General features: G+C 73.2%; 21 protein-coding genes and 1 pseudogene. 4 read left to right on the plus strand and 18 right to left on the minus strand.

The window, feature by feature from the left end:
• Nucleotides 1-64: 64 nt before the first annotated feature.
• The 4 genes from JSX79_RS01160 to JSX79_RS01175 all read right to left on the minus strand — a co-directional run bounded on the left by JSX79_RS01160 (nucleotide 65) and on the right by JSX79_RS01175 (nucleotide 5,221).
• On the minus strand, nucleotides 65-2,902 hold the full coding sequence (locus JSX79_RS01160) for an FtsX-like permease family protein (protein ID WP_229084800.1): 2,838 nt from the start codon (nucleotides 2,900-2,902) through the stop codon (nucleotides 65-67).
• Complete coding sequence (locus JSX79_RS01165) at nucleotides 2,899-3,630, minus strand: ABC transporter ATP-binding protein (RefSeq protein WP_071294186.1); 732 nt, start codon at nucleotides 3,628-3,630, stop codon at nucleotides 2,899-2,901. The genes JSX79_RS01160 and JSX79_RS01165 overlap by 4 nt, the downstream gene beginning before the upstream one ends.
• On the minus strand, nucleotides 3,627-4,205 hold the full coding sequence (locus JSX79_RS01170) for a PadR family transcriptional regulator (protein ID WP_229084802.1): 579 nt from the start codon (nucleotides 4,203-4,205) through the stop codon (nucleotides 3,627-3,629). Before JSX79_RS01170 ends, JSX79_RS01165 begins: the two co-directional genes overlap by 4 nt.
• Before the next feature lie 134 nt (nucleotides 4,206-4,339).
• Complete coding sequence (locus JSX79_RS01175; RefSeq protein ID WP_070417544.1) at nucleotides 4,340-5,221, minus strand: aldo/keto reductase; 882 nt, start codon at nucleotides 5,219-5,221, stop codon at nucleotides 4,340-4,342.
• 86 nt (nucleotides 5,222-5,307) lie between these two features.
• Here JSX79_RS01175 and JSX79_RS01180 point away from each other — a divergent pair, with 86 nt between their 5' ends.
• Complete coding sequence (locus tag JSX79_RS01180) at nucleotides 5,308-6,228, plus strand: endonuclease/exonuclease/phosphatase family protein (RefSeq protein WP_175475650.1); 921 nt, start codon at nucleotides 5,308-5,310, stop codon at nucleotides 6,226-6,228.
• Nucleotides 6,229-6,355: 127 nt separating this feature from the next.
• On the opposite strand, the gene JSX79_RS01185 is transcribed toward JSX79_RS01180, so the two are convergent.
• Genes JSX79_RS01185 through JSX79_RS01205 form a run of 5 tightly spaced genes read right to left on the minus strand, consistent with a single transcriptional unit; the run spans nucleotide 6,356 to nucleotide 10,813 of the window.
• Nucleotides 6,356-6,937, minus strand: a complete 582-nt coding sequence (locus tag JSX79_RS01185) for a YdeI family protein (protein ID WP_229084803.1) — start codon at nucleotides 6,935-6,937, stop codon at nucleotides 6,356-6,358.
• Between the two features lie 4 nt (nucleotides 6,938-6,941).
• On the minus strand, nucleotides 6,942-8,399 hold the full coding sequence (locus JSX79_RS01190; protein ID WP_229084805.1) for a hypothetical protein: 1,458 nt from the start codon (nucleotides 8,397-8,399) through the stop codon (nucleotides 6,942-6,944).
• 58 nt (nucleotides 8,400-8,457) lie between these two features.
• Nucleotides 8,458-9,996 (minus strand): FAD-binding oxidoreductase, encoded by a 1,539-nt coding sequence (locus JSX79_RS01195; protein WP_229084807.1) that lies wholly within the window; start codon nucleotides 9,994-9,996, stop codon nucleotides 8,458-8,460.
• Nucleotides 9,993-10,229, minus strand: coding sequence for a hypothetical protein (locus JSX79_RS01200; protein ID WP_071302341.1), 237 nt, complete (start codon nucleotides 10,227-10,229; stop codon nucleotides 9,993-9,995). The genes JSX79_RS01195 and JSX79_RS01200 overlap by 4 nt, the downstream gene beginning before the upstream one ends.
• Nucleotides 10,226-10,813 (minus strand): acyl-CoA thioesterase, encoded by a 588-nt coding sequence (locus JSX79_RS01205; protein ID WP_229084809.1) that lies wholly within the window; start codon nucleotides 10,811-10,813, stop codon nucleotides 10,226-10,228. Before JSX79_RS01205 ends, JSX79_RS01200 begins: the two co-directional genes overlap by 4 nt.
• Nucleotides 10,814-10,943: 130 nt before the next feature.
• Between JSX79_RS01205 and JSX79_RS01210 the strand changes: the two genes are divergently transcribed.
• The gene (locus tag JSX79_RS01210; protein WP_229084811.1) at nucleotides 10,944-11,930 is read left to right on the plus strand and encodes an aldo/keto reductase; all 987 of its coding nucleotides are present in this window, start codon (nucleotides 10,944-10,946) and stop codon (nucleotides 11,928-11,930) included.
• Between the two features lie 219 nt (nucleotides 11,931-12,149).
• Here JSX79_RS01210 and uraH read toward each other — a convergent pair whose 3' ends face one another.
• From uraH to JSX79_RS01230, 4 genes and pseudogenes are all read right to left on the minus strand, one after another.
• Nucleotides 12,150-12,488 carry a hydroxyisourate hydrolase gene (gene uraH / locus JSX79_RS01215; RefSeq protein ID WP_229084940.1) on the minus strand — a complete coding sequence of 113 codons (339 nt, stop codon included), beginning with the start codon at nucleotides 12,486-12,488 and terminating at the stop codon, nucleotides 12,150-12,152.
• Nucleotides 12,489-12,947 (minus strand): annotated as a pseudogene (gene uraD / locus JSX79_RS01220) (2-oxo-4-hydroxy-4-carboxy-5-ureidoimidazoline decarboxylase); the annotation flags it as partial.
• 206 nt (nucleotides 12,948-13,153) lie between these two features.
• Entirely contained in the window at nucleotides 13,154-13,636 is a 483-nt protein-coding gene (locus JSX79_RS01225) for an FBP domain-containing protein (RefSeq protein ID WP_071302396.1), read from the minus strand.
• Nucleotides 13,637-13,816: 180 nt separating this feature from the next.
• On the minus strand, nucleotides 13,817-14,548 hold the full coding sequence (locus tag JSX79_RS01230; protein WP_229084813.1) for a class I SAM-dependent methyltransferase: 732 nt from the start codon (nucleotides 14,546-14,548) through the stop codon (nucleotides 13,817-13,819).
• 38 nt (nucleotides 14,549-14,586) lie between these two features.
• Between JSX79_RS01230 and JSX79_RS01235 the strand changes: the two genes are divergently transcribed.
• Complete coding sequence (locus JSX79_RS01235) at nucleotides 14,587-14,823, plus strand: hypothetical protein (protein ID WP_229084815.1); 237 nt, start codon at nucleotides 14,587-14,589, stop codon at nucleotides 14,821-14,823.
• 18 nt (nucleotides 14,824-14,841) lie between these two features.
• Here JSX79_RS01235 and JSX79_RS01240 read toward each other — a convergent pair whose 3' ends face one another.
• From JSX79_RS01240 to JSX79_RS01250, 3 genes are all read right to left on the minus strand, one after another.
• On the minus strand, nucleotides 14,842-15,747 hold the full coding sequence (locus JSX79_RS01240) for a helix-turn-helix transcriptional regulator (RefSeq protein WP_070417554.1): 906 nt from the start codon (nucleotides 15,745-15,747) through the stop codon (nucleotides 14,842-14,844).
• 164 nt (nucleotides 15,748-15,911) lie between these two features.
• Nucleotides 15,912-17,171: a hemolysin family protein gene (locus tag JSX79_RS01245; RefSeq protein ID WP_229084817.1), complete on the minus strand. Its 1,260-nt coding sequence runs from the start codon at nucleotides 17,169-17,171 to the stop codon at nucleotides 15,912-15,914.
• 83 nt (nucleotides 17,172-17,254) lie between these two features.
• Nucleotides 17,255-18,244 carry a M23 family metallopeptidase gene (locus JSX79_RS01250; RefSeq protein WP_229084819.1) on the minus strand — a complete coding sequence of 330 codons (990 nt, stop codon included), beginning with the start codon at nucleotides 18,242-18,244 and terminating at the stop codon, nucleotides 17,255-17,257.
• Between the two features lie 162 nt (nucleotides 18,245-18,406).
• Between JSX79_RS01250 and JSX79_RS01255 the strand changes: the two genes are divergently transcribed.
• On the plus strand, nucleotides 18,407-18,901 hold the full coding sequence (locus JSX79_RS01255; protein WP_070417557.1) for a hypothetical protein: 495 nt from the start codon (nucleotides 18,407-18,409) through the stop codon (nucleotides 18,899-18,901).
• Nucleotides 18,902-18,904: 3 nt separating this feature from the next.
• Here the strand turns inward: JSX79_RS01255 and JSX79_RS01260 are convergent, their stop codons facing one another.
• Together JSX79_RS01260 and JSX79_RS01265 are read right to left on the minus strand one after the other, a co-directional pair.
• Nucleotides 18,905-20,596 (minus strand): sodium:proton antiporter, encoded by a 1,692-nt coding sequence (locus JSX79_RS01260; protein WP_229084820.1) that lies wholly within the window; start codon nucleotides 20,594-20,596, stop codon nucleotides 18,905-18,907.
• Nucleotides 20,597-20,624: 28 nt separating this feature from the next.
• Nucleotides 20,625-20,990: a hypothetical protein gene (locus JSX79_RS01265; protein WP_229084822.1), complete on the minus strand. Its 366-nt coding sequence runs from the start codon at nucleotides 20,988-20,990 to the stop codon at nucleotides 20,625-20,627.
• Nucleotides 20,991-21,137: the final 147 nt, after the last annotated feature.

Raw genomic sequence — 21,137 nt, forward strand, 5'->3', positions numbered from 1 at the left:
TGTGGGTCTTCGCGGCCCTTCCCAGCCGGCCGCCTCGGTCGGGTCCGGGACCCGCCGCGTCCGGTCACGGTGTGCGTCGCAGTGCCACGCGGTGGCGGCGGCCCGCGAAGACCCAGGTCCCCGCGGTGACGAGCAGCGGCAGCCCGAGCCCGAGGAGGGCGAGCACGGGCCAGTCCGCCACGAACGGCAGGTGCGTGGTGCCGGCTGGTCCCGCCGAGAAGCGGAGGGTGAGCGCCCGGATGGGCAGCAGCCCGAGCAGCGTGCCGATCACCGCACCGACGGTCGTCAGGATCGCGGCCTGCCACGCGGACACCCGGCGACGGAGCACGGGTGCCGCACCGACCGCGTCGAGGACCTCGTCGTCGCGTCGGCCGTCCGAGCGGGCCAGCCCGATGGCGACGGCGGTCGCGCCGATCGTCACCGCCGCGGCGAGGGCGAGGACGATCGCCTTGACGATGCCCTGCGCGTCGACCGGACCGGCCTCGTACTGGAAGTACGGGCCGCCCCACCGTTCGCGGTCCGCGCCGCCGAGGCTCTGCCACGCCGAGGTCAGCTCGTCGGACTGTGCCGGGGTCAGGTCCGCGGACTGCTCCGTGACGAGCATGCCGTCCACCGCCGGGACCCGGTACCGCTCGGCGGTCTCGCGGGTCATGAAGACGCCGACCTGGATGCGGGGGGTCTGCACGTCGAGCACCGCGGGGATCGTCGTCGTGGCGTCCGGACGGGTCGTGGCCGTGATCGCGGGGCTGTTCGACGTCTGGTCGCGGAACGCGTCGATCCGGACCTGGCCGTCGTGCGCGTACTCCGACCACAGGGCGACGGCGCGGCCCGAGGTGAGCGCGTCGCGGACCTCGGCGGACGGACGGTGTCCGGTGAGGACGGCGTAGTCGTCCACCGTGCCGGTCCAGATGTGCGGCGCGGAGGTGTCCTGCGACTCCAGGTAGCGCGAGCACGACGTGGTGTCGTTCGCGCGGCAGTCCGTCCGCCCCCACGAGTGCAGGAGCGAGAGCGTCGACGGCTGGTCGCCGGCGACGTCGGGCGCGACGCCGAGCACACGGACCCGGTCGTGGTCGAGGACACCGGAGACGATCTTCGCCGCCTTCGCCGTGACGGAGGCGTCGTAGCCGCCGTCGCTGCCGTCCTCGTTCGAGAGCCAGACGTCGGCCGTCGCGACGCCCACGGCGGTGCGGTACTCGTAGTCGCGGACGAACTGCGCGTGCTCGGACGCACTCCACGTGATCGCCACCGAGGCCACGAACACGACGCTCATCACGCTCGCGAGCACCGGCACGGTCCGCACCGGGTTGCGCCGGGCGTCGCGGGCGGCGATGCGGGCGGAGAGCCCGAGCCGCGTCGCGGTCCTGGAGACGAGGGCGAGCAGCCACGGCGACGACATCGCGACCCCGAGCTGCATGAGGCACGGGCCGATCGCGACGCCGGCGCCGACGATCCAGGCGAGGTGGTCCTGCTGCACCGGGCGGTCGTTGAGGAGCAGCACGCCCGCACCGCACGCCAGGGTCATCACGGTGCCCGCGACGACGAGCACCGGTGCCCAGATCCGGCGGCGGCGCTCGGCGCGCGGGTTCACCGCCGCGGGCCGGAGCGAGCCGCGCAGTGCGGCGAGGACGTTCACCCGCGTCGCCGCACGGGCCGCGACGAGCGCCGACACGAGCCCCGCGAGGACGGCGGCGGCACCGATCGACAGGACCAGGCCGACCGGGACGTGCAGCCCGGGCCACGAGCCCACGTTGCCGTTGTCGGCCAGGTGGAACGCGAGCACGCCGACCCCGGTGCCGAGCGCGACCCCGAGGACGGCGCCGGTGAGCCCGAGCACCAGCCCGGAGCCGGCCACGATCGACCGGACGAAGCGTCGGTCCCCGCCGACGCTCGTGACGATCGCGTACGAGCGGGTGTCCGCCCGAGTGCCGACGAGGAACGCGGCACCGGCGAGCAGGGCGACCTCGAACATCGCGAAGACGCCGAGCAGCGCCATCGCCCCGAGGAACCAGCCGATCGGGCTGCTGAGCCCGGCGCCGTGCAACCGCTCGTCGGGCGGGTCGAGCACGACGGGACGCGACTGCACCGTGATCCCGTGGGCGTTGAGCGCGCGGATCTCCGACCACGTCGGGGCGTCCGAGGCCAGGTACACGGTCACGTCGAACGGCGCCGCGGCCGTGCCGGTCGTCGGCTGCGTGGTGCCCCACGGCACGAAGACGCCCTGCGCGCCCGGGTCGGACGCGGCGTCGCGCATGGTGCCCGTGATCGTGAAGCGCTTCGTCACCGGGTCGGTCAGGTCGACCGTGTCGCCGATCGACGCGCCGAGTCGCTCGAGCGTCGCCGGGGTGACCATGAGCTCGTCACGGCTGGTCGGTGCGGCGCCGTCGAGCACGTGCCAGTGCCCGTCGAGGACCCGCGACCAGACCGCTCCCTCGACCGCCTGGATCCCGATCGGCCCCTTCGGCCCGGTCAGCACGATCTGCGCCGAGGTGACCGGGATCGACACGGCACCGGCGGGCACGTGGTCGAGGACGTCGGCGAACCGGGCCTCGCCGTCGGACTTCGCCACCGGGCTGTCCTTCGCGGACTCGGTGTACTGCCACTGCACGGGGTCCTGCCGCATGCCCGGGAGGTCCGGGCCGACGACCTGCATCTGCGCTGCAGCGTGCCCGAGGTCGTACCGCAGGCTCTCCGCCTGGGTCGGCTGCGTCGACTGCACGACGACCGACACCGCGGCGAACCCGGCGGTCGGGATGCCGATGAGCGCGACGATCAGCGCCGCCCGCCCGGCCTTCGCGAACGCCAGCCGGCGGCCCAGCCGGAGCGCCGGTCGCAGCGCGAAGGGCGTGCGGCGGTCACGCCCCGAGCGGGCTCCGGCGTCGGCACGTCGCCGACGCGCGTTCACGAGGCGGTCCGGTCCGTGAGCGCCATCTCGACGCCCGAGTACACGGTCTCGTCCACGACGCGGCCGTCGCGGAGGAACACGATCCGGTCCGCCCAGGCCGCGTGCCGGGCATCGTGGGTCACGAGCAGCGCGCCCGCCCCGGAGTCGACGTGCCGGCGCAGCATGCGGAGCACGACCTCGCCGGTCTGCGAGTCGAGGGCACCGGTCGGCTCGTCGGCGAGGACCAGCCGGCGCTCGCCGACGACCCCGCGCGCGATCGCGACCCGCTGCTGCTGGCCACCGGACAGATCGTCCGGGAAGGCGTCGGCGCGGTGCCCGAGCTCGACGTTCTCGAGCGCGAGTTCGGCTGCGCGGCGGGCACGGCTCGCCTTCCAGCCGTCGAGCTCGAGCGGCAGCGCCACGTTCTCGACCGCGGTCAGCGAGGGGATGAGGTTGAAGTCCTGGAACACGAACCCGACGAGACGCCGACGCAGCGCGGCGAGGTCCTTGGCCGGCCGGTCGGACACGAAGTCGCCGTCGATGACGACCTCGCCGCTGGTCGGCGGCAGGAGCGTGCCCGCGCAGGCGAGCAGCGTCGACTTGCCCGAGCCCGAGGTGCCCATCACGGCGACCATCTCGCCGCGGGCGATGCGCAGGTCGATGCCGGCGAGGGCGGTGACGGCCTTCGCGCCGGAGCCGTACTGCACGCTCACGGCGTCGAGCTCGAGGAGCGGTGCGACGGCGTTCACCGGGCGCTCCGCACGGTGGCGTCGGACGACTCGGCAGCGACCGTCGAGTCGGGTGTCGGGGACGGGCGGTAGCGCGCGACGCTCGACTCCACGTGGTCGAGCCAGCGGACGTCGGCCTCGGCCTGGAAGAGCATCGACTCGAGCACGAGCGACCAGGCCAGGTCGTCCGCCGGGTCCGAGGAGCGCTTCAGTCGGGTCAGGTCCTGCAGGTTCCGCACGGCGGCGGCGCGCTGGACCTGCACGAGGCGCGGCACGTCGACGCCGGGCACCGTCACCGCCAGGGCGAACTTGATCGCGAGCTCGTCACGACCGCGCTTCGGCGGGACCGGCTCGCTGAACCAGCGTGCGACCTCCTCGTGACCCGCGTCGGTCGCCGTGTAGACGACGTGTCCGTCGTCGTCGGCGTCACCGCGGGCCACGAGGCCGTCGCGTTCCAGGCGGTCGAGCGTCGTGTAGACCTGGCCGATGTTCAGCGGCCAGCTGCCCCCGGTCCGGTGCTCGAACTCCCCCCGGAGCTGGTACCCGTAGCCGGGCCCGGCCACCAGCAGCGCGAGTACGCCCATCCGTACGCTCATGACGTCTTCCCCCTCGTTCCGTCCGCCTTGGACATACCGAGTATGCACATACCGCGTATGTGAACGCAACCCCATGACGGACTGGAGGCGCGGTGCCAGCTGGCACCGCGCCTCCCGTCCGTCACCGTGTCGCGTCAGTGACCCAGCTTCGACAGCTCCTCGAACTCGTCGTCGGTCAGCTCGACCGTCGCGCCCGCGAGGTTGTCCTCGAGGTGGGCGACGCTCGACGTGCCGGGGATCGGCAGCACCACGGGCGAGCGCTTCAGCAGCCAGGCCAGGGCGAGCTGGGCCGGGGTGGCGCCCTTGCGCTCGGCGATCTCGGTCAGCGGGGAGTCGCTGCCGGTGAGACCGCCGGTCGCGAGCGGGAACCACGGGATGAAGCCGATGCCCTGCTCGGTCGACCAGTCGAGGAGTTCCTCGGCGTCGCGCTTCTGCAGGTTGTACAGGTTCTGGACGGAAACGATCGTGGCGATCTCCTGCGCAGCCTTCACCTCGTCGACCGACACCTCGGACAGGCCGATGTGGCGGATCTTGCCCTCGTCCTGCAGCTTCTTCAGCTCGCCCACCTGGTCCTCGAGCGGGACCTTCGGGTCGATGCGGTGGAGCTGGAACAGGTCGATGCGCTCGAGGCCGAGGCGGCGGAGGCTCATCTCGGCCTCCTGGCGCAGGTACTCCGGGCGGCCGACCGGCGGCCACTCGTTCGGCCCGGTGCGGGTGAGACCGGCCTTCGTCGCGATGACGATGTCGTCGCCGTAGGGGTGCAGCGCCTCGCGGAGCAGGTCCTCGGCGACGTAGGGGCCGTAGGAGTCGGCGGTGTCGAAGAAGTCCACGCCGAGCTCGACGGCGCGCTTGAGGACACGGATCGCCTCGTCGTGGTCCTTCGGGGGTCCCCAGACGCCGGGGCCGGTGAGCTGCATGGTGCCGTAGCCGAGGCGGTGGACCTCGAGGTCACCACCGATGCGGAAGGTGCCGGAGGCGGCGGCCGGACGGTTCGTGGTGTCGGTGCCAGTGGTCATGTCCCCGGTCTACGCCTGCTTCGTTGCAGGTCTGGTGAACCGGTGTCCCCCGGGATCTGTCAGAAGCGGTTCCTATGCTCCTCGGCGTGCCCCTCCGCTCCCGCAGACGGAGTCCCGGCCGCTCGTTCGTCATCGGTGTCGTCGGGATCGCGTTGCTCGCCGGGATCGTCGTCCTCCTCGTCCCCGCCGTCCTGGGCGTCCTCGGGAGCTCGGGGTCCGTGATCGGCTCGCTGCTGCCGTGGCTCGCGCTCCTGCTCGTCCCCGTCGCCGGTGCGGCACTCGGCACCCGGTCGAAGCGGCTCGCCGTGCTGTCCCTCGCCTTCGCCGCCGCGTGGGCCGTCGCGGTCCTGCCCGGCGTGCTCGCTCCCGGCACCTCGGGGTCGCCGCAGTTGACGGTCGTCACCGAGAACATCGAGGCCGCCAACCCCGACCCGGCCGCCACTGCGAGGTCGATCGCGGCGCGCGACCCGGACGTCATCGCGCTCGAGGAGCTCACCCAGACCTCGGGCACGGCGGTCGCGGGCGTCCTCGACGAGCGGTACCCGCACCACTACCGCGTCGGGTCGATCGGGGTGTGGAGCCGGACGACCCTGCGCGACGGCGAACCCCTGACGCTCGGCCTGGGCTGGGCCCGGGCGCTCCGGGTGACGGTGGACACCGGGGTCGGCGACGTCCGGTTGTACGTCGTGCACATGGACTCACTGCGACTGGGTGGCGAGGACGGTCGGCCGCGGATGCTGGCGTCGCTCACCGAGGCGGTCCGCGACGACGAATCGGAGCGGCTCGTCGTCGCCGGGGACTTCAACGGCGGTGCGGCCGACCCGGAGATGCTCCCGCTGACCCGGATGCTCGACGAGGGCGGCGGGTTCGGGGCGACCTGGCCGGCGCAGTTGCCCGTCGTGCGGATCGACCACGTGTTCACCCGGGGGCTCGGGACGACGTCGACCGAGGTCCTGCCCGCGAACGGCAGCGACCACCGGGGCGTGCTCGTCGGCCTGCGCCGCTGACGGCGGGCGCGGGCGCGGGCGCCGTCGTCGGTGCGTTCGCGGTCGTCGGTGCGTCGAACCACGTTTCCGACGTCGAACCAGCCCGCGCGCCTGGTTCGACGTCGTCTTCGTGGTTCGACAGGGGCCGTCAGGGCTTCCGCGGGTACGGGGTCTCGCCCCGCTCGAGCCCGCCGACGAGCTTCGCGAGCCGGTTCGCCCGCGCCGTCGCACTCGGCGCGGTCGTGATCCGGTGGAGCACGGCGTACCGGTTCGTGGCGTCGAGTTCGGCGAACAGCGCTGCGGCCGCGGGAGCGGCGTCGAGCGCTGCCTGCAGGTCGTCGGGCACGGTGGCCGTCGCGGCACCGGCGTAGGCGCGGTCCCACCGGCCGTCGCGCTTCGCACGGTCGACCTCGGCCCGGCCCCGGTCGCGCATGCGCCCCGCGGACTCGAGGGTGGCCACGAGTCCGATGTTCCGCTGCGACCAGATCGACGCCTTGCGCCGCGGGGTGAACCGCTGGCGGAAGGTCGCGGTGTCCCGCCCGCGCTTCTGGCCGTCGATCCAGCCGGAGCAGAGCGCTTCGTCGAGCGCCTGGTCGTAGGTCAGCGTCGTGGGCTCCGTGGTGCCCTTCTTCGCGAGGACGAGCCACACGCCGTCGGGGTCGTCCTCGTGTGCGTCGAGCCAGGCGCGCCAGGCAGCGGCGTCGGGGAGTACCAGGTCGTCCGCGTCCATGCGGTCATCGTAGGGCGGCCCACCGTCGCCCGGAGGGCCGCGCCGGACCGGTGCCGCGCCTCCTGGAGCGGCGCTCCGGATCCCGGTTCCCCGACGACCCCGCGACCGCGACTCCGTGCGGGTCCGTCTCGACGGTCGCGGGCTCGCCCTCGATCGCCCGTCGCAGCGCCTCGAGGTACCCGAACCCGTCCCGCACGTTCGGGATGAGGCCGGGTCCGCCCTCGGCCCACTCCGACACGTTGTACACCGTCATCACCCGCGGCAGGTCGTGCTCGTCGACGTAGGCGCGGGCTCGGTCGAGCTGCTTCCGGAAGAGCTGCGGGGTCGACCCGGTGTAGTGGTACCCGGACGGGTGCGGGTGTGCGGTGTCGAGCGCCGTGAAGGTGCCGATCGCGGCGTTCTCCTGCAGGTCGGGGACGGCGTCGTACTCGACGTGTTCCGTGTAGTCGGCGTAGGTGTCGTGGTCGGTGCCGTCGTCGTAGTTGCCGTCGTAGGACGCGTTGACGATCCGGATGCCGTCGCCCACGTACCGCTCCCACCGCGCCCCGAGGACGCCGGGGTGGCGACCGAGCACGGCGACGCCGTCGTACCCGAGGTCGCGGAACGACGACGCGAGGGACCGGAGGAACGCGAGGGTCTTCGGCATGTTCAGGTTCGCGTACCCGTCGAACGCGCCGCGCAGCGACTCGAGGTCCCATGCGTTCACGGTCGCGTAGCGCTTGCCGTCGTCCGCGAAGACGTACACGTTCGGGTGGTCACGCACGGTGGCGACCAGCTGCTCGGCCCGGCGCTGGATCTCGGCTGCCGAGCCGACGCTGCCGATCGGCAGGACGTAGTCGAGCGCCCGCGAGTTCGGCGTCTGCTCGAAGTACGCCTCGAGCCAGTCGCGGCCGTTCCCGCTCCAGCCGTCGGTCGTGAAGCCGCGCGACTGTGGGAAGCTCACCGCTCGGACGCCGGCGCTCCGCAGCCAGTACGCGGTCCACCCGAGGACACGGGGATCGTCGCCCTCGTAGAACCCCAGCGTCGGGTGACGAGCCGGGTCGTAGCCGAGCTGCGGATCCGTCCTGCCCCCGTCGCGGTTCGTGGGGAAGTTCCACCGCCAGTCGTACCAGCCCTTCCACCCGGAGCCGCCCACGAGGCCGAAGTCGTTGTACCAGTGCGCGATCACGTCGATGTCGTCCGGCCCGGACCCGGCCGCGTGTTCGACGGTCGGCGGCTCGGTGAGCTCGCCGAAGTCCAGCGGTGTGCCGGCGTACACCGCGCAGTCCTCGTGCTGTGGCGTCCCGACGTCGGTGCGGTACGGCGGGTCGAACTCCGCCCAGGCCGCCCGGTCGGCGGGGTCTGCCGCGCACGGCGCGGCCGACCGGAGTTCGACGGTGGTGGTCAGGACGAGCGGGAGCAGCGCCACGATCGACAGGACGCGGCGGGCGGTCGTCGCGACCGGGACGGAGGGGGTGCGCACGACGGAATACAAGCACACCAGATGTGCCGTTCCAGAACATTCCGCATGCGCGCGGTGCTCACACCCAGTTCGGCTGCGCCAGCACCCCGCCCGGGTCCACCTGCTCGGCGATCCGGTGCAGCCGCGAGGTGTTCACGTCGAAGTAGTCCGCCGGGTCCGTGATCGCCGCGTCGCAGTAGTTCGCGTACGCCGCGTCACCCCACGCCGGCCGCATCGCCTTCCGGAACCCCCGGACGTAGGCGTCGAAGGGTGCCGGGTCCGATCCGTCCGCGAACACGGCGGTGTACTGCACGGTCATGAGCGCCGACCGCCACGGGAACGCGGTGTCGGTCCGTCCGACGTCGGAGACGACACCGCCGAGGGCGTCGAGCGCGACCCCGCCCTCGAGGTTCCCCGCCACGTCACCGGCGGCCTCGGCGTGGGCGACGAGCACGTCGATCTGTTCGTCGGACAGTTTCACCGATCCGATCGAGGACGTCGCCGCCTCGGACACCCGCTGTGGCTTCCCCGCCAGCGCGGACATCGCGGCACCGTAGGTGAGCTGTCGCGCGGTGTGGGCGAGCGGCTTCGCTCCGGTGGCGGCGATGAAACCGTCGACGGTGGTGTCAGCTCCGGTCTTCGAACCCGTCCACACACCCGTCACAGTGACGGTCGGGGCGGTGTGCCGGCTCCCGTTCAGCAGCTTGAGCGTCGACCACAGCTCCGGGTCGGCGGTGGGCGCCCAGTCCTGCCAGGCGCGCACGACCGCCGCGGCGGCCGACCACGCGAAGGTGATCGAGAAGAGCAGGACGCCGGGCGCGGCCTGGGTCCGGTACGTCAGTGCGGTGACGACGCCGACGGTTCCACCGCCCCCGCCGCGGCAGGCCCAGAACAGGTCGGGCTCGGCGGTCGCGGAGACCTCGTGCACGGTGCCGTCCGGCGTGACGACGGTCGCACCGGTGAGCTGGTCGCACGTCAGCCCGAAGGAGCGGACGAGCACACCGACCCCGCCGCCGAGCGTCAGGCCGCCGATCCCGACCGTGGGGCAGGACCCGGCGCCGATGGCCCGTCCGGCGGCGGCGAGCGTGGCGTAGACGTCGCCGAGCTGCGCACCGGGACCGATCGTCACGGTGCCGTCGTCGTGCACGTCGATGCCGTCGAGGTCCTGCGTGCTGATCACCAGCGACCGCGGGACGTCGGTGCCGCTCGCGCCGCCCGCCGACCAGCCCGTGTACGAGTGCCCGCCGGAACGGAGCGCCACCGGCGTGTTCGTGTTCCGGGCGAAGGCCAGCCCGGCCTGGACGTCCGCGGTGCCGGCCGCGCGCAGGATGCCCTGCGGGTCGGCGTCGTCGTACCGGGGGTTCTCGACGAGCCGGGCGCTGTTCCACCCGTTCGATCCGGAGCGCAGCAGCCGTCCGGAGACCGCGGCGGCGAGGGCGTCCCACGAGTCGGGGCCGCCCGGTGTCGGTGACGCGGTCGGGGTCCCGGTGGGCTCGGGCTCACTCGTGGCCGACGGGGACGGGGACGGCGCCGGTCGGCTGCACGCGGCGAGCACCCCGGCGATCCCGAGTCCGACTCCCCCGGCGAGCACCGCCCGCCTGGTGGCGGGACGGGTCACGGTCCGGAGACCCCGCCGCCGGCGCCGGTGATGCCCGGGTGCGCGGCCTTCGACAGCCCCTCGGTCACCGAGTGCGCGGCCTCGGCGTCCGCTCGCGCCTGTGCCCCGAGCCGCGGGTCGGCCGGTCCGAGGTGCGCGAGGCGCTTCGCTCGTCGGTGGTTCTGCACCTCGAGCACGGTGATGACGGCGGCGATCAGCACCGCGACGCCGATCACGATCCACACGATGGTCATGACGTCCCCTCTCGTCCCGGGGTCTCGGACCCCGTGCCCGCGAGCGTACCCGAGCTGCTGATCCGGGTGGCTCCGGCCCACTCGTGCACCCACTCCGGCACCGACAGGTCCCGGTCGGTCGCGCCCGCGGCCTCGAGCAGTTCCGACGGGGACACCGTCCCGCCGGTGCGCAGTAGGAACCGCGCCTGCACCACGGCCCGTGCCACCACGGCCCCGCGGCGGACGAACGTCTGCTCCAGGTAGGCCGCGCGGTCGTCCATCCCGAGCACCCGGGTCACGAGCTCGAACCGCTGCCCGAGCGTCAACGACCGCTTGTAGGTGATCGTCTGCGCCGACACGACCGGGTACCAGCCGCGCTCGGCGATCGCACCCCAGAACCCCGAGCGCAGCATGAGGTCGAGCCGCCCGAGGTCGAGCATCGACAGGTACTTCCCGTTGTTCACGTGCCGCAGCGGGTCGAGGTCGGTCAGGGTCACCCGGAACGGCGTGCGGACCTCGTCCCAGAGCGTCGGTCGCCGTCCGCCGGTAGTGGGGCGGAGCCGGACGCGCAACTGGAGCAGGAACAGCCGGAAGTACAGGTTCACTCCCCGATCACACCAGGGTCGGGCCACGAACGCGCGGAACCTTGGAGGAACCGCACGAACCGGCATTCCCGGCTGACGGGTCCGGTCAGTGCCTCCCTCCAACCGAGGGACCCGGAGTAGACCTGCACCCATGCAGACACGCAAGCTCGCAGACCTCGAGGTCGGACCCGTCGGCCTCGGCACCATGGGCATGAGCGCCTTCTACACGGGCGCCGGCACCGACGACGACGAGTCGATCCGCACCATCCACCGCGCGATCGACCTCGGCGTCACCCTGTTCGACACCGCCGAGGCGTACGGCCCCTACACGAACGAGGACCTGCTCCGCCGGGCCCTCGGAGACCGCCGCGACGACGTCGTCATCGCGACGAAGTTCGGCCTCATCACGCACACCGCCGGCGAGGAGACGCCCGCCACGGGCCGCGGCATCAGCTCCGCACCGGAGTCCGTGCGCGAGGCGCTCGAGGGCTCGCTCCGCCGCCTCGGCACCGACCACATCGACCTGTACTACCAGCACCGCGTCGACCCGGCCGTCCCGATCGAGGACGTCATCGGGCAGCTCGCCGGCTTCGTGCAAGAGGGCAAGATCCGCCACATCGGGCTCTCCGAGGCGAGCGCCGCGACGATCCGGAAGGCCCACGCGGTGCACCCGATCACGGCGCTCCAGAGTGAGTACTCGCTGTGGACCCGGGACCCCGAGGGCGACGTGCTCGACACCCTCCGCGAGCTCGGCATCGGCCTCGTGCCGTACTCGCCGCTCGGCCGCGGGTTCCTGACGGGAGCGATCACGAAGCCGTCCGACCTGGACGCCGACGACTTCCGCCTGGCGAACCCGCGCTTCCAGGAGGAGGCCTTCGCCGAGAACATGCGCATCGTCGACGCCGTCAAGGCGATCGCGACCGAGGCCGGCGGGACCCCGGCGCAGGTGGCGCTGGCGTGGCTGCTCGCGCAGGGCGACGACGTCGTGCCGATCCCCGGCACGAAGCGGGTCTCGCGGCTCGAGGAGAACGTCGGCGCAGCCGACCTCACCCTGACCGCGGACCAGATCGCGCACCTGTCGGCGCTGCCGGTGCCGACGGGTGACCGCTACCCCGACATGTCGACCATCGGTCGGTAGACGCGACCGATGACGGCCTGGAGGCGCGGTGCCAGCCGGCACCGCGCCTCCAGGCCGTCTCGGCGTGCGTTCCGGGCGTCGGTCCGGCGACGGACGCGACCCACGCCCGTCATCCCGGCCCGCCGAGCGGGCGGAACATGCGCCGTTCGCCATGCGAGCCGCGCACATTTCGCCCGCTCGCGCGCTGCGGGCGGGACACATGCCCCGCGCGGCATGGGATCAGCTTCCGCGGTAGGTGCTGTAGGCGAACGGGCTGAGCAGGAGCGGCACGTGGAGGTGCTCGGTCCCGCCGACGGTGAAGGCGACGACGACGAACGGGTGGAACGTCGGCACCCCGGCGGCGCGGTGGTACGCGCCGGTGTCGAAGCGCAGCTGGAGGTCGCCTCGCGGCAGGACGTCCGGCCCGAGGGCAGCTCGTCCGTCGGTGTCGGTCGTGCCGGTCGCGAGGACGTCGCCGTCGACGGTGCTCAGCACGAGGCCCACCCCCGCGGCGGGTGTGCCCCGGGTCGCGTCGAGCACGTGCGTGGTCAGCTGGGCGACGGCGAAGGTCGCGCGGATGCGGTGCAGTGCGATGTCCGCGAGGGCACCGGCGGCCTCGGCGACCTCGACGTCGGGATCGTTGCCGAGCCGCCGTCGGAGTTCGGCGAGGAGCTCCTCGGGCGTCCGGCCGGCCGCGCGCACGAGGAACACCCGGCCGAACCGCCGCTCGTACTCGGCGTTCCCCGCGGCGATCGCCCGGGCGACGTCGTCGTCCGCGGTGCGCATGGCCGACTGCTCCCGGGCTGACGAGGCATCACTGCCCCGCTCACCGATCCGCGGGTGCTGCGCGAGGGCGGCGTCGAGCTCGGCGGCGCCCCACCCCCGGGCCTCGGCGGCGGCACGCTCCAGGAGCGCGGCGACGGAGCCGTACGGCCGTCCGGCGGCGAGTGCGTCGGCCCACGCCGGGACCGCCGCCCACCCGGTGGCCGTGGCGACCGCGTCGGAGACGGTCGCGTCGTCGAGATCGCCGATGTCCATGCCGCCACGCTACGGAACGCCCGTTTCACGGGGGTTACGCCGTGGTTTCCCGCGCGAGGTGGCCGACGGTCCCGGAACGGTCGCCGCTCCGGGACGGGAGGCGCGGGTCGGACCCGCACCGCGCCTCCCGAACCGCAGGTGCGCACCTCGACGACGTCTGCGCGCGCTGCACGCCGCGCACTCGTCGTCCGCGTGCGCAGTCGCGACTAGACCTCCGCGGCGAAGGACGCCGCGCGGAGCTGCAGGTCCTCGATCCGCTGCAGCCGTGCGGCCTCGACGTCGTAGCCCTCGTACGCGAGCGGCGGCGTCCGCCGGACGTTGCGCGAGCACTGGAAGTCCTGGCAGACGAGCGTGCCGACGGTGTTGCCGTTGCGACCCGCCTTGCCGGACCGCTTCGCGCTGTAGAACACGACGTCGTTGGGGAGCTTCACGTCCTGGCACCACGAGCACTGCGCACGGGCACGGGGCGAGGCCTCGGCCTGCCGGAAGAGGATGCCGACGAGGTCGCCCTCGAGGGTCGGCACGACGGCGTACGCGCGCCGGGCGAGCTTCGGGTCGCGCCAGCCGAGGTAGTCGAGCGCGTCCCAGTCGACGGTCTCGAGGTCGGCGGGCAGCGTGAGGTCTCCGGTCTCCTTGCGGGAGGCGTTGACGAAGGACGTGCGGATGGTCTTCTCGCTGATGGGCAGCATGGTGGTTCGCTCTCGGACGGGCCCGGGGCACGCGGACGCATGCCGCACCGGGCGGAGGGTTCAGGGTTCGATGACGGCGGCCGCACCGAACGGTGCGACCGGGGGCATCACGCCCTGATGTCGGCGAAACGGGCGCCGACCACCTCCTGGAAGCTCACCCGACCAGCCTACGTCGACGTGTCAAGCCGGGTGCGGCTGCGCGGTGAGGAGGACGAGCGAGCCCTCGAACGTCGGCTGCGTGCGGAGCGCGCCGTGGGCTCGGTCCCACTCGCCGGACTCGAGGGCCGTGCGGAGCGCGGCGACGGACCGCCGCGCGGTCATCTCGTCGACGGAGCTCCACGCCGCGTCCGCCCGTCGTGCGCCCGGGTCGAGGAGGCGTTCCGGCCGCGCGTAGTACGCCTCGGAGAACCCGTCGACGCACGTGAACGGGATCGGCAGGCGCGTTGTCGTGACCGCGTCGTCGGCGAGGGCCGCCGCGATCCGGGCGAGCGAGGGGTACCGCCGGGCCTCGGTCGCCATGACCTCGGGGGCGTACTCGGCGAGCCAGAAGTCCTCGACGCGGTCGGGGTCGCACGTCAGGATCACGATCGGGCCCCGCGTCACCCGGCGCAGCTCGGCCAGCCCACGCTCGAGGTCGCCCCACTCGTGCACGGAGAAGGTCGTCATCGCGGCGTCGAACGTGTCGTCGGCGAACGGCAGGTCCTCGGCGGTGGCGTCGACCGCGGTCACCTCGCGGTCGGTGGGCTCGTAGGACCCGGCGCCGGCGCCCACGTCGAGGACCGTCCGGGCGTCCCCGAGGGCCTTCGCGATCGCCCGGGCGAAGGACGGCTCCGGCCGACGGTACTTGCGGTGGTCCTGACCGATGCGGGCGGAGTCGGCGTCCCCCGCTGAACCGTCCGTCGTCCTCGTCACGGCCCCAGCCTACGGACCGGGCCTGTTACGGTCGGGCCATGGTATCCGGGGGATTCGCCGTCGTCAGTGTCCTGTACATCGCGTTCGTCGTGGCGCTCGCCGTGCTGACGGTCGCGCTCATCGTGCTCGTGTTCGCCGCGATCCGCGTGCTGCGGCTGTCCGCGACGGAGCGGCAGCTGCGCATCGAGCGGCTGCGGTATGACGCCGCCGTCGACGGGATCGAGGACGGTGGCGCCGGCCCGGACGCGACCGGTCCCACGACCCCCACCGTCTGACGCCCGTCGGGCGGGGGGTCAGTCGACCGACTCGGTCTCCGACTCACGCAGCGCCGCGTAGTGCTCGGCACGCTCGGTCGCAGCCCACGACCCGAGGAGCGCCAGGGACCGCTCGGACTCGCTGCCGGGTTCGGCCGAGTACGAGAACATCACCAGGCCCGGGTCCGCGACGAGTTCCAGCGCCTCGTAGTCGAGCCGGAGCTCACCGACGATCGGGTGCACGAGCCGCTTCTTGCCGGTGCGGTGCATCCGGACGTCGTGGGCGGCCCACCACGTGCGGAACTCCTCGCTCCGGGTCGACAGCTCGCCGACGAGGGTCACGAGTCCGGGCTCGCACGGGTTCGAGACCGCGGCCGCACGGAGGATCGCCACCGCGTCCCGAGCGGTCTGCGCCCAGTCTGCGAAGAACTCCTTCGCCGCGGGGTCGAGGAACGTGAAGCGCGCGGTGTTCACCGGACGACCGGGGCCCGCGAACATCGGCGCGTACAGCGCGCGACCGAGCTCGTTCGTCGCGACCACGTCACCGCGCTCGTTCCGCACCCAGGCGGGCGCTCCCGTGATCGAGTCGAGCAGCCGCTGCACACCGGGTCGCACGCGGGTCGGGACGTTGCGGTGCATCACCTTCACGCCGGCGTTCGCCAGGCGGGCGAGGTCCCACAGGTGCACGCGCTCGTCCTCGTCGAGCTGCAGCGCACCGGCGAGCCCCTCGAGCACGCTGTCCGAGACGCCCTTGAGCGAACCCCGCTCGAGCCGCGTGTAGTAGTCCACGCTGACGCCGGCGAGCATGGCGACCTCGTGCCGACGCAGTCCCGGCACCCGTCGGACACCGCCGCCGAACGACGGCATGCCGACCTGCTCGGGAGTGAGCCGCGCCCGCCTCGAGGACAGGAAGTCGCGGATCTCGTTGCGCACGTCGATACCCATGCGACGAGCGTACGTCCCGTGGCTGGTACCGCGGCAGGCCCTGCCCGTACCCGGGACGGGACGGACGGGAGGCGCGGGGCGGCCCCGCACCGTCCTCCCTCGCAGGCTCGGTCGGCGCGCCCCGCGCAACGCTCCGCGTTGCCGCCGAGCGGGGCGCGCCCGCGTCAGGCGGTTGCGTCGGCCGTGATGCGCACGCGCGCCACGCGGTGACCGTCCATGGCGGTCACCTCGAGCCGGTGGCCGCCGACCTCGACGACGTCCCCGACCTCGGGCACGCGGTCCAGCGCCACCTGCACCAGGCCGCCCACCGTCTCGTAGTCGCCGTCGGGGAGGGCCGGGCCGCCGTCGGCCACGAGGTCCTCGAGCACGGTCGCCCCGTCGACGCCGTCGTGCTCGGCCGCGGGCTCGTCGTACTCGTCGCGGATGCGTCCGACGAGGTCCTCGAGCAGCGCCTCGAGCGTCACCATGCCCGCGCTGCCGCCGTACTCGTCGACGACCAGGGCGATCTGGTGTCCCTCGGTGCGCATGTCCGCGATCGCACTCGACAGCGACTTCGTCTCGGGCAGCGCGAGCACCGGACGCACGAGGGTCGACACCGGTGCGGTGGGGTCCTCCGGGCGCAGCAGGTCCCGCAGGTGGACGAACCCGTCGACGTGGTCCCGCGTGCCGTCGGTGACGAGGTACCGGGTGTGCCCGAGGTCGATGGCGTGGTCGGTGGCCGCGGCGATCGAGGTGCCCGCGTCGATCGTGGACACGTCGTACCAGGGCCGCATGGACTCGCGGAGGATCCGGTCGCCCGCGTCGAGGGCGCTCCGGGCGATCCGGCGTCCCTGGGCGTCGATGGCGTCGTGGTCCTCGACGAGACCGCGGAGCTCCTCGGTGCTCATCGACTCGCTCCGGGCGTTCGGGTCCCCGCCGAGCAGCCGCACGACGGTGTCGGTCGACTTCGAGAGCAGCCAGATCACCGGGCGCATGAGCGTGGCGAACCGGTCGAGCGTCGGGGCCACGGCCATCGAGAAGCCCTCGGCGCGCTGCAGGGCGAGCCGCTTCGGCACGAGCTCGCCGAAGACCAGCGACAGGTAGGCGATCACGAGGGTCATCAGCACCAGTGCCACCGTCTCGGCAGCACCCTGCTCGAGCCCGAGGCCCGTGAACAGCGGCGCGACGTCCGGAGCGATCGACGATGCGCCGTACGCGGCCGAGAAGAACCCGGCGACGGTCACGCCGATCTGCACGGCGGAGAGGAAGCGGTTCGGATCGCGGCCGAGCTCGGCGACCCGCATCCCCCGGGGCCCGCGGCGCTCGAGCTGCTGCAGCTGGGATTCACGGAGGGAGACGAGGGCGATCTCGGCTGCGGCGAACACGCCACCGACGAGCACGAAGAGGACCACGAGCCCGAAGGCGATCCAGGTGTCGGGTCCCATCAGCGGGTTGCCGGCTCAGATCGGCGACGGGCGGGCGGTCTGTGACAATCGTCCATGCCTGTGAGCATGCACAGGGAACCTGATCAGGCGGTGAGGGAACGCCCGATGCGCGCTTCGAGCCAGGCTTCCGGGTCGATCGGGGTCTCGCCGTCCATCAGGACCTCGAGGTGGAGGTGCGCCCCGGTCGAGACCCCGGAGGAGCCGACCTTGCCGATGAACTGCCCGGCCTCGACGGTGTCGCCGACCTTCAGCGGCGAGGAGCCGGGGATCATGTGGCCGTAGAGCGTCGAGACCTCGCGCCCGTCGATCACGTGGTCGATGATCACCGCGGTGCCGTACGAGAAGTACGTGCCGGAGACCCGGACGGTCCCCGCGGCCACGGCACCGATCGGCGCGCCCATGCCCGGGTTGAAGTCGAGGCCCTGGTGGAGCGACGAGCAGGCGCCGCACGGAGCCGAGCGGTAGCCGAAGCCCGAGCTCATCCGTACCGGCCCGGGGAACGGCGACCGGACCTCGCCGCCGTAGGACACCGACGTGCCCGGGGCCCCGGCCGAACCGCCGCCGACCGTGAAGCCGTCGCGGTCGAGGGCGGAGGCGGAGATCGCCTGCGTCACGGCGTAGTCCTGCGTGCGGACGGAGGGTGCGAGGGTCGCGGTCGCCATCGAGGTGCCGGCGCTGGCGTGCGCGGGCATCGCGGACGCGGCGAACATCGCGAGGGCGGCGAGGGCGCTCGTGAGCGTCACGCGGCTGGCGCGGCGGGACCTGGAGGCGCGGGTCGCCCGGGCGACGGCGGTCACGCTGGGTGCGGGGCGACGGACGACGCGCTGGATGCGGGCGTCGACGTGCTCGGTCGTCGCACGCGCGGCGGCCGCTCGGCGACCGGTGCGCTCGGGCTTCGGCGCGCGAGGCGGCGCGGGCGTGCGCTCGGCCTTCGGTGCGCGCTCGGGCTTCGGCGTCCGCTCGCGGCGCGCCGGCTTGCGGGCTGCGGCGCGCTCGGCCTCGAGGGCGGCGCGACGGGACAGGTGCACCACCGGGGTGTCCGGGTGCTGGTCGAGTTCGCGTGCAGTCGTCATGGCCGCCCACCATTCTGCACGACTCTGTCGCTTTGTACAGGTCCTTTCGTGATCTCATCGTTACCGAAGTGCTGGGAGGCTGCTGATCCCACAGCCCGCCCCGGCCCCGGAGGCCGCCCGATCAGTAGTGTCCGCAGTGAGCGAGCGGAAAGGACCCTCCACATGGCCCGAACACCGCGCGAGCGGCACGAACCGGTCGACCTGGCGTCGGCGCACGTCGTGCTCGCCGGGACGCAGGAGCTCCTGCCGGTGCTCCGGACCGCTGCCGTCCGGGCCGGGGTCGACGCCGCCCGGATGCGCGTGGTCGGGGTGGACGACCTGCCCGACCCCGAGGAGACCTGGGACGCCGAACTCGCGGTCATCGCGATCCGTCGGCCCGGTGACGACCCGGCGTTCCACCGTGCGCACGAGGCCGCCGAGATGATCGACCCGCTGCTCGCGCCGCACGCGGTCCGGATCGTCGTGACGGTCTCGGGGCTGACCCGGCTCGCGCCGAAGGTCGAGCGGACGCTGACGTCCGAGGTGCTCCACCAGATCGGCGCGGCGTCGGCACCGTCCGGGTTCGAGCGGCCGTTCCGGAACTTCCGGATGCGCGTGGGACTCGCGGCCCTGAAGACCGCCGGCGTCCGGGTCTTCCGGGTGCGCATCGGCGAGTGACCGTCACCGTGCGGGAGCGCCCCTGAGCTCGAGGGCGATCTGCTCGGCGTCGAGGTTCTGCAGCATCGACTCGAGTACCTCGGCGTCGAAACTGCCGTCGTCGCGGGCGTCGAGGATCGCGGCGCGCTGCGCTTCGAGCACCGCCAGGCGCCGGGCCTTCTCGCGCCCCATCCACGCCCGGAGTTCGGCGGGGTCGGCGGCCTCGAGCTCTTCCCGCGCGCGGGGTCCGGCCTCGCTCGTCCCGGGGACCTGTTCCGCCGCTGCCCGCATGAGCTCGAGGAGCCGCTTGCGTTCCTCGGTGTCCTGCGCGGCGGTGTCCGTCGTCGGCGCGGCAATGCGACGCAGGAGCGGCCCGATCGTCCCGCCCTGGACCACGAGCGACATCAGGGCCACGGCGAACGCGACGAAGACGAGCAGTGACCGCTGGGGCGTGCCGTCGGGGAGCGTCTGGGCCGCCGCGACGGTCACCGCGCCACGCATCCCCGCCCAGACCACCGCGGTGCCCTCCCGCCAGCCGAGCGGCGCCTTCGTGTAGTACGCGATGTCCGCCAGGGTGCGGCGGACCCGCACCGCGAACCGGTCGAGTTCCCGTTCGGACGGCGCCCGGTTGCCCGGTCGGTGTTCGCGGATCACCTCGCTCATGGCGTCGCGGTCCTGCGCGTGCATCTCCGCGAAGCGGGTCTGCATCCGTTCGCCCCGCTTGGCGCTGGCGGACAGGGCGAGCAGCAGCGGCACGACGTAGGCGGCCCGGACGAGGACGGTGAGCACGAGGGCGCCGACGGCGATGAGGAGCGCCGGCCCGATCCCGGCATGCTGGTCCTGCACGTCGCCGAGGATCGACGCGAGCTGCAGTCCCATCGTCAGGAACACGGCACCCTCGAGCACGAGCTCGATCGTCTGCCAGTTCTGGGCGTCCGACAGCCGGTGCCCCGGGGGGAGCCTGCGCGGGCCGACGATGCCCGTGAACAGCCCCGCTACGACGGCCGCGACCAGGCCGGACCCCTCGAAGTGCTCGGTCGGGATCGCGGCGACGAACGGCACCGCGAAGGACAGCGCCGTGTTCACCGCGGCGTTCGGCACCCGGGACCGGACCCAGACGTTGAGCCAGCCGACGAACCAGCCGATGACGACGGCGATCGCGACCGCCCGGGCGAAGTCCCCGAGCGCGCCCCAGAACGAGAACGACGCGCCCGCGGCGAAGATCGCGGTGCGGAGCAGCACGAGCGCGGTCGCGTCGTTGAGCAGCGACTCGCCGTCGAGGATCGAGATCGCCCGCCGCGACACCGAGGTCTGCTTGACGATCGAGGTCGCGACGGCGTCGGTGGGGCTGACGATCGCCCCGAGCGCGATGCCCCACCAGAAGCCCAGCCCCGGGACGACCCACGCGAAGAAGAGCCCGAGCACCAGGCTCGACGCGACGACGAGCAGGACCGACAGGCCGCTGATCGCGCCGAACTCCCGCCGGAAGTTCATCGACGGCATCGACACCGCCGCCGAGTACAGCAACGGCGGCAGCACCCCCGCGAGGATCCACTCCGGTTCGATCCGGGCGTGCGGGATCCACGGCACGAGGCTCGCGGCGACCCCCACCGCGACGAGGACGAGCGGCGCGGCGACCCCGATGCGCGGGCCGAGCACGGCAGCACCCGCGATGGCGACCAGGGCGACCACACCGATGACGAGGAGTTCGTTCACTCCCCCAGCGTGGCACCGTTCCGGGCGATCAGTCCCGGTCCGGCTCCGCGCTGTGGACAGCCGAGGCGTTGACGACGTGGTGTGGAGGAGCGACGTGGGCGACGACCGCGACACTGCCGGCGGCCAGGACGAGCGCGAGCGTGCCCGCGGTCACGGCGGTCCCGATCCGCCGCAGCCGCGAGCCCGACCCACGGTCCCGCGGCGCGAAGCGGGCGAGCCCTCGACGCGGCGTCGGGCCGACCAACCACGGCCCGGAGCCGTCCTCGTCGTACGAGAACGGCCCGGACCCGTCCGGCGCGTACCGGTAGGGCCCGCTGCCGTCCACGGCGTACGCCGAACGGAGGTCCTCCGCGGACCACCCGAAGTCCTCCGGTGTCTGCCGTGTCGTCGACATGTGCGCCTCCTGCGCTCGTGTGGTGCGGAAGACCACTCCACGCGACGTTCCTATGAGTCGACAGTGCGCCTCCAGGAAGCCATCCGAGCATCTGCTCCACGCAGGCGGCACCATGTATCTTGATGTCGAGACATCCCGTTGCGCGAG

The sequence above is a fragment of the Curtobacterium sp. GD1 genome, assembly GCF_020882855.1.
Lineage (GTDB): Bacteria > Actinomycetota > Actinomycetes > Actinomycetales > Microbacteriaceae > Curtobacterium.

Coding starts and splice junctions, on each gene's coding strand:
- JSX79_RS01170 (WP_229084802.1), bottom strand. CDS start 4,205: ATGAGCGTACGGATGGGCGTACTCGCGCTGCTGGTGGCCGGGCCCGGC.
- JSX79_RS01175 (WP_070417544.1), bottom strand. CDS start 5,221: ATGACCACTGGCACCGACACCACGAACCGTCCGGCCGCCGCCTCCGGC.
- JSX79_RS01185 (WP_229084803.1), bottom strand. CDS start 6,937: ATGGACGCGGACGACCTGGTACTCCCCGACGCCGCTGCCTGGCGCGCC.
- JSX79_RS01200 (WP_071302341.1), bottom strand. CDS start 10,229: ATGACCATCGTGTGGATCGTGATCGGCGTCGCGGTGCTGATCGCCGCC.
- JSX79_RS01210 (WP_229084811.1), top strand. CDS start 10,944: ATGCAGACACGCAAGCTCGCAGACCTCGAGGTCGGACCCGTCGGCCTC.
- JSX79_RS01225 (WP_071302396.1), bottom strand. CDS start 13,636: ATGCTGCCCATCAGCGAGAAGACCATCCGCACGTCCTTCGTCAACGCC.
- JSX79_RS01235 (WP_229084815.1), top strand. CDS start 14,587: ATGGTATCCGGGGGATTCGCCGTCGTCAGTGTCCTGTACATCGCGTTC.
- JSX79_RS01240 (WP_070417554.1), bottom strand. CDS start 15,747: ATGGGTATCGACGTGCGCAACGAGATCCGCGACTTCCTGTCCTCGAGG.
- JSX79_RS01245 (WP_229084817.1), bottom strand. CDS start 17,171: ATGGGACCCGACACCTGGATCGCCTTCGGGCTCGTGGTCCTCTTCGTG.
- JSX79_RS01250 (WP_229084819.1), bottom strand. CDS start 18,244: ATGACGACTGCACGCGAACTCGACCAGCACCCGGACACCCCGGTGGTG.
- JSX79_RS01255 (WP_070417557.1), top strand. CDS start 18,407: ATGGCCCGAACACCGCGCGAGCGGCACGAACCGGTCGACCTGGCGTCG.
- JSX79_RS01265 (WP_229084822.1), bottom strand. CDS start 20,990: ATGTCGACGACACGGCAGACACCGGAGGACTTCGGGTGGTCCGCGGAG.